The organism is Pseudomonas sp. GZD-222, from assembly GCF_049310525.1.
Classification (GTDB): Bacteria; Pseudomonadota; Gammaproteobacteria; order Pseudomonadales; family Pseudomonadaceae; genus Aquipseudomonas.
Genome location: NZ_JBMOWO010000109.1, coordinates 1 through 6,415, shown reverse-complemented (window position 1 = coordinate 6,415; position 6,415 = coordinate 1). Strand labels below are relative to the sequence as shown.

Sequence of the window (6,415 nt, the reverse complement as noted above, 5' to 3'; positions counted from 1 at the left end):
CCCGCTCCCACCGGAGGACAAATCGTTGTCAGGTTTCCCGGCGTCGTTCGCGCAGTTGGCGCTTCAAGCGGTGCAATGGCGGCGCATACAGAAAACCAAACGACACGCTGTTATCCCGCCCCTTCAACGCATGGTGGAGCAAATGTGCCTTGTACAAACGCTTGAGGTAACGGTTGCGCGGCCGCGGCTTGAACGGCCAGTGCCGGTGCACGATACCGTCATGGACGACCACATAAATCACCCCGAACGCCGCCACCCCTGCTCCCACCCACTGTAATGGTGCATGCCCGGCGCGACCCAGGGCCACCAGGGCGAAGGCGATCAACGCCAAGGCCGCCAGATAGACATCGTTGGTTTCCAGCGCACCCAAATGCGGCTCATGGTGCGAACGGTGCAGGAACCAGCCCCAGCCATGCATGATGTAGCGGTGCGCGAGGTAGCCGATGCCCTCCATGGCCGTCAGGGTGCAAAGAAAAACAGCGAAATTGAGAATCATGCGGACATCTATCGGCTGGTTGGCACAAACGGCCAGAAGCCTACCATCTTGGCCCGCCCGGCAGGAGGCATTTCGTCACGCTACGGGCGCACGGTCACCGTCGCTGTGGTACCCGCGCGCAGGTTGTCCTTGCCGGCATAGCCGGGGTCGATCTCGATACGTACCGGAATCCGCTGAGCCAGCTTGACCCAGGTGTAGCTGGGATTGACGTTGGCGAGCAGGCGGTTGCCCGGGGCGTTCTCGCGGTCGGTGATGGCGTAGGCGATGCTTTGCACCTTGCCTTCGAAGTGTTCCCCACTCATCAGCGCGATCTGCACCGGATTGCCTATTTGAATGCGCGGTAGCTTGGTTTCCTCGAAATAACCACTGACATAGAACGAACTGCTGTCCACCAGCGCCAACAACGGCCCGCCAGCGCTGGCGTAGTCGCCCTGACGGGTCAGCAGGTTGGTGACATAACCACTGACCGGCGCAAGGATACGGGTGCGCTGCAGGTCGAGCTCCGCCTGGGTCAAGGCCGCTGTGGCCAGTTGCACGTTGGCCGTGGCCAGGCTCAGGTTGGCTTGGCCGCGCATCAGTTCAGCCTGGGCGACGGCCACATCGGTACTGGCTTTTTCCCACTCTTCGCCGGAGATCGCTGCGGTTTGCTTCAGAGTTCGCCGGCGAACCTCTTCGCTCTGACGCTGCTTGAGCAAGGCCTGGCTGGCGATGATCGCCGCTTGGGCCAGGCCTTCACTGGCGCGGGCGACCTCAATGGCGCGGCGGGCATGCTCAACCGCCAGGGCATAACGTTCAGGGTCGATTTCCAGCAGCACTTCGCCCTTTTCCACGTGCTGGTTGTCGGCCACCCGCAGCGCGACGATGCGTCCAGCGACATCGGCCGACAACGTCACCACATCCGCGCGTACCCGCGCATCACGGGTCCAGGGCGCCCGGGTGTAGTGCTCCCAGGCAAACCAGCCAAGGATCAGCGCCAGTACCACAATTGCCAGGGTCGACGCCTGGGCCACCAGTTTCTTCACCGTTTCAGCTCCCCATGAACAGGATGATCAAGGCACACAAACAGGCATACAGCGCGCCCTCGAATAACGCCGGGTGCCACACCCGCTGCATCACGCCCAGGCGTTGCAGCAGCCACAGCAACACGAACAGCAAGGGCATGGCCAGCAACAACGCCTGGGCAATCGGCGGCAGGTAAACGCCGCCAACCTCGAAATCAATGGGCAAGGGCCGGTTCTCCTTCGGCAGCAGGATCAAGGTAAGCGCTGTAATGACGCAGGAAGCCGGCGATCACCAGCAAGGCGACACGGATGCGAAACAGCGAACGCAACTGCTCGGGCGGCGCATTGAACTGCGTGCTGTGCAAGGCATCGAGTTCTTCGCCGAGGTTCTGCAAGGTGTCGAGTAAAGCCGATAACTGGCCTTGGGTACGCCCGGCCACGTAGCGACTGGTATTGCGTAGCACCTGCTCCAGACGTGCACGGATGCTGTCCGAGAGTAACCGGTTGGACCGGCCCTGTTCCTGCAACTGACGCAAGGCGACACCCAGGGCCATACAGGCCAGGTTGACTTCGAATAACGCCTTGGAGCGGGCGTCCTGAGTGGCAGGCAGCAGCCCGAGGATCAGGGTCAGACGGTCAACCATGCGGCTCTCGAAGGCAAACTGGCGTTCATCCGAGGCCGGCCCCTTGAGCAGTGCATAGACCTGCTCGCGGGTCTCGCGAAACAGCCGCTCGATACGCAGTTGCGGGTTGAACGGGAACATCCAGGCATACACCAGCAGCGACAGCACACCGCCACAGATATAGGCACCGGCGAATTCAAACCACTGCATGGCGGTGTTCTGCCAGGCACCAATGTTCTGCGGGCCGAACATCAGAAAGCTGGACAAGCCCAGGCCCATGCCGATACCGGCAGTCATGGGCGTCGACAGCCCGATCGCGACGACATACAGCAACGGCAGCAGCAGTAACGCGAGCATCTCGAAATCGACCACCTGCGGGATCAACCAGAACTGGTAAAGCGCCGACACCACCAAGGCCATGCCCAAGCCGCGCATGTAGTTCTGCGCGGCCATCAACGGCCGTGGGAAGGTGGCCATCAACGAGCAGAGAATACCCACCAGGATCACCCCGGCACGGGCACCGTCCCACGCGGTCTCGATCCAGATCAGTCCGGCTACCAGTAAGGCGGTAAAGGCGCGGCTGGCATTCATCGCCGCCAGGCGAAAATCCAGGTGCAACGGGTTGGTCAGCGGCTGGCGGTACAGGCAATCGCCCGCACGGCCTTCCTGAACCGCATCGCTGAGCTCAAGCATTTCGCTCAGTTGCTCGAGCAACCGCGCCTGTTCCCAGCGCAGCGCCCAGGCCAGGGAGCGCAAGGTCGCCGACATGTCATGCTGCAGCTGTTCGGCTTGCAGGGCTGCCTGATCGAAACGCCGCTGCAAGGCGCTGAAATGTTCGCGGGCGCTGGCCGGCATGGCCCTTCCCTGTTGCGCCAACTGGTCGAGAAAGGCCAGCTCGTCAGTGAGCAACTGATTGATGAAATCCGGATAGGCGCCCGGCCAGCGCTCGGCAATCATCAGTTTCTGATTGCGCAGCACGGTCAGCCGCGAGCTTAGGAGTACCAACTGGTTGCCCAGCAGTTGCACCAGACCGTTGGCGCCGCGCAGGTGCGGGGCGTCGAAATACAGGTGCCGGCGCAGCCCCTCCAGGGCGCTGATTTCACCGAGGATCTGCATTTGCCGCTGACTAAAGGCGGCATTGCTTTCTTCGCCACGAATGGCTGCGGCGGCATGGCTGGCCATCAGCTTGATCAGGTTGTCGACCTTGGCGAAATACCCGCTGGTCACCGCCTGCGGCCGTGCGCTGAGCAAGCTGACCACACACACGCAGGCCACCGCCAACAGGGTTTCAGTGACGCGGGTGATGGCCAGCATCAGGGTGTTGTCCTGCTCGGGGATGGCCAGCATGGCAACCACCACAGCGGTAAAGCCGCTGAGCACAAAGGCATGCGAGCTGGTGTAGCGCAACAAGGTGCCACCGGCGGTACACACGGCCAGCCACAGTGACAAAGTGACAATGAACGGCAACGGCGCTTGCGGGAACAGCGCCATGATCAGCACTGCCACCGCCGCCCCGACCGTGGTGCCGACCACCTGGGCAAAGCTGCGCTGCAAGGTCATCCCACCCAGCGGCTGGCTGACGATAAACACGGCCATGATCGACCACTTGGGCTGGTCGAGGTCAAAGATAAAGGCCAGGTACAGGGTCAGCAGGCAGGCAACAATGGTGCGCAAGGCGAAGCGGAAGGTGTCTGCGCCTGGGTGCAGAACCATTTTGAAGTAATTGATCAGTGGCTGCATGCCGCTCCCTCGCCGAACCGTGACCATAACCTTAGCCATAGCGGCTGGCCGGCGGAAGCGGCGTTCACACTCTACAGCGTTGCAAATCCGGAACAGTGGCGTTCCAGATGCGTTCCTACGGCAAATGTCATGAAAACAACCTTGACCCCGCTGCTGTAGAACGTTAGTTTCTCGCCCGCATTTTTGCATGCCTATACAGGAGTCCTGCATTGGACAGTTGCCCTAGTCGATTGCGACAGGTTCATACGGCGCGCTAGTTCAGCAGACTCTTTCTGCCACTGCCCTGCCGTACACGGTGGTCAGTGGCGCCTCGCATCCGCAGCGGATGACGACGCTTCATTCTCCCTTCCTGCAAGCCCTACCGGTAGTTAGCGACCCGGCTTGTGACCCTGCGCAATCCATTTATTCGTACCTGCATCGAAAGCGTTCGATGCGTTGCGGCCCTGTGCCGCGGATTCGAGGTTTGTTATGGATTGGAAAGTATTTCTCCTGCGCGTCAGTGTCGCGCTCGTACTGGGCGCCCTGATCGGCGCCGAACGTCAACTGCGTCAGCGCCTGACCGGCCTGCGCACCAATGCCCTGGTCAGCACCGGTGCCTGTCTGTTTGTGCTGATGACCCAGGCCGTGCCGGGCATGGCCGCCACCGATGCATCACGGATCGCCGCCTATGTGGTATCGGGTATCGGCTTTCTTGGCGGTGGCGTGATCATGCGCGATGGCCTCAACGTACGCGGTCTGAACACCGCCGCGACGCTATGGTGCACGGCCGCCGTGGGCGTATTGTGCAGCATGGGCCTGCTGCTGGAGGCGGCACTGGGCAGCTGCGTGGTGCTCTGCGCCAACATCCTGTTGCGCGACATCTCGCAACGTCTCAATCGTCAGGAAGTGCTGCCGGCCAATGAAGCCGAGCAGCGTTTCGAAGTGCGCATCACCTGCCGCGCCGAAGACGAGATCCAGGTGCGCAGCCTGATGCTGCACAGTTTCGGCAGTGACGGCCTGCGCCTGCAATCACTGCACAGTGAAGACCTGGCCAACCCGGCGAAACTGGAAGTGCGCGCCGAGCTGCTCGGCAGCCCCGATGCGCCGACCCAGCTGGAACGCCTGGTCAGCCGGGTCAGCCTGGAAAAAGGCGTCAGCTCGGTGCGCTGGCAGGTGCAGGAGCTGACGGCCGACTAGCGACGTTCGTCCGACAGCGGCGTTGGCTGGTCGGGCTCCGGCAAACGGGTGTTTTCATCCGGGGCATCGGGCAGGCGCTCGATGTCCTGGGGATGCTCGTGCCGTTGCGGGTCGCCATCGACATTGGGGTCAGTGACCGGGTCGTGTTCGCGTTGCGGGTTGTTCAGCGGATCCTTCCAGAGCGGATCATCCTGGGGACGTTGCTGGCTCATGGCAGATACCTCTCAGAAACGACCCGGAGAAAAACCAGGCCGTATCTGTTCGAACCAGCCGACGTACTCGCCGTGCCGTTGAAGCGATCAACGGTTGCCCAGCGAAAATATCCTCAGTGCCCAACAAAATCCGCTGCAAGGCCTGACACCCGAAGGGGTACCCTGTAACGAAATAATCAGCCAGAGGTGCACTGTGGCGTCCTATACCTTGCGTCAGTTGAAGTATTTCGTCACCACCGTGGAGTGCGGCAGCGTCGCCGAGGCGTCGCGCAAGCTGTACATCGCGCAACCGTCGATTTCAACCGCAATCAAAGGCTTGGAAGACAGCTTCGGCGTGCAGCTGTTTATCCGTCATCACGCTCAAGGCGTATCCCTGACACCCGGTGGCGCGCGCTTCTATCGCAAGGCCCAGGAGCTGTTGCGCATGGCCCGGGAATTCGAGCAGAACGCCCTGGCCGACAACGATGTGGTGTGCGGGCAGATCGATATCGGCTGTTTCGAGACCGTCGCCCCACTCTACCTGCCACGTTTGATCAAAGGTTTTCGCGAACGCTTCCCGGGGGTCGAGATCCGTCTGCAGGACGGCGAGCAACAGGAGCTGGTGCAGGGCTTGACTGGCGGGCGTTTCGACCTGGCAATCTTCTACGATCATGACCTCGACAGCACCATCGAGACCGAAGCGCTGATGGCGCCGCAACGGCCCTATGCGCTGTTGCCGGCCGGGCATCGCTTTGCCGAGCAGGCGCAGGTGTCGTTGCGGGATCTGGCGCTGGAGCCGATGATTCTTCTGGATGTACAGCCCAGCCGCACCTACTTCGTGAGCATTTTCGAAGAGCTGGGGTTGAGTCCGAACATTGTCTTCAGTTCGCCTTCGATCGAGATGGTACGCGGCATGGTCGGGCAAGGTTTCGGGTTTGCCGTGCTGGTGACCCGGCCGCTTACTACCAGCACCTATGACGGCCAGGAACTGGTCTGTGTACAGTTGGCTGAAGACGTCACCGGCTCCGGGTTGGTGGCCGGCTGGTTGAAACGTGCGCAGCTGACCAAGCCTGCGCAGTTGTTTGTCGATTACTGTAAAGAGCAGTTTGCGGCTTGGTTGGCATAGAGCATCGGGGGGGGGGGGGCCAACGACCACCACCACTCTCCACCACAGTGGGGGAAGAGGGC

7 protein-coding genes are annotated in these 6,415 nt (G+C 61.6%); 2 read left to right on the top strand and 5 right to left on the bottom strand.

What is annotated here, in order from left to right; all coding sequences use genetic code 11:
- Positions 1–28: 28 nt before the first annotated feature.
- The 4 genes from ACO6VD_RS20550 to ACO6VD_RS20535 form a co-directional block, all read right to left on the bottom strand.
- Positions 29–496, bottom strand: coding sequence for a sterol desaturase family protein (locus tag ACO6VD_RS20550; protein WP_422421697.1), 468 nt, complete (start codon positions 494–496; stop codon positions 29–31).
- A gap of 80 nt (positions 497–576) precedes the next feature.
- Complete coding sequence (locus ACO6VD_RS20545; RefSeq protein WP_422421695.1) at positions 577–1,518, bottom strand: HlyD family secretion protein; 942 nt, start codon at positions 1,516–1,518, stop codon at positions 577–579.
- A gap of 4 nt (positions 1,519–1,522) precedes the next feature.
- The gene (locus ACO6VD_RS20540) at positions 1,523–1,723 is read right to left on the bottom strand and encodes a DUF1656 domain-containing protein (RefSeq protein ID WP_422421693.1); all 201 of its coding nucleotides are present in this window, start codon (positions 1,721–1,723) and stop codon (positions 1,523–1,525) included.
- On the bottom strand, positions 1,713–3,860 hold the full coding sequence (locus ACO6VD_RS20535) for an FUSC family protein (RefSeq protein ID WP_422421691.1): 2,148 nt from the start codon (positions 3,858–3,860) through the stop codon (positions 1,713–1,715). Before ACO6VD_RS20535 ends, ACO6VD_RS20540 begins: the two co-directional genes overlap by 11 nt.
- A gap of 468 nt (positions 3,861–4,328) precedes the next feature.
- Here ACO6VD_RS20535 and ACO6VD_RS20530 point away from each other — a divergent pair, with 468 nt between their 5' ends.
- A complete protein-coding gene (locus tag ACO6VD_RS20530; RefSeq protein ID WP_400170148.1) occupies positions 4,329–5,036 on the top strand; it encodes an MgtC/SapB family protein in 708 nt (235 codons plus the stop codon).
- On the opposite strand, the gene ACO6VD_RS20525 is transcribed toward ACO6VD_RS20530, so the two are convergent.
- Positions 5,033–5,248, bottom strand: a complete 216-nt coding sequence (locus ACO6VD_RS20525; RefSeq protein ID WP_400170147.1) for a hypothetical protein — start codon at positions 5,246–5,248, stop codon at positions 5,033–5,035. The genes ACO6VD_RS20530 and ACO6VD_RS20525 overlap by 4 nt on opposite strands.
- A gap of 193 nt (positions 5,249–5,441) precedes the next feature.
- Between ACO6VD_RS20525 and ACO6VD_RS20520 the strand changes: the two genes are divergently transcribed.
- Positions 5,442–6,353 carry a LysR family transcriptional regulator gene (locus tag ACO6VD_RS20520; RefSeq protein ID WP_422421688.1) on the top strand — a complete coding sequence of 304 codons (912 nt, stop codon included), beginning with the start codon at positions 5,442–5,444 and terminating at the stop codon, positions 6,351–6,353.
- Positions 6,354–6,415 lie beyond the last annotated feature (62 nt).

Excerpts from the sequence above, each read along its gene's own strand:
- ACO6VD_RS20550 (WP_422421697.1), bottom strand. The coding sequence starts at position 496 with ATGATTCTCAATTTCGCTGTTTTTCTTTGCACCCTGACGGCCATGGAG.
- ACO6VD_RS20535 (WP_422421691.1), bottom strand. The coding sequence starts at position 3,860 with ATGCAGCCACTGATCAATTACTTCAAAATGGTTCTGCACCCAGGCGCA.
- ACO6VD_RS20530 (WP_400170148.1), top strand. The coding sequence starts at position 4,329 with ATGGATTGGAAAGTATTTCTCCTGCGCGTCAGTGTCGCGCTCGTACTG.
- ACO6VD_RS20525 (WP_400170147.1), bottom strand. The coding sequence starts at position 5,248 with ATGAGCCAGCAACGTCCCCAGGATGATCCGCTCTGGAAGGATCCGCTG.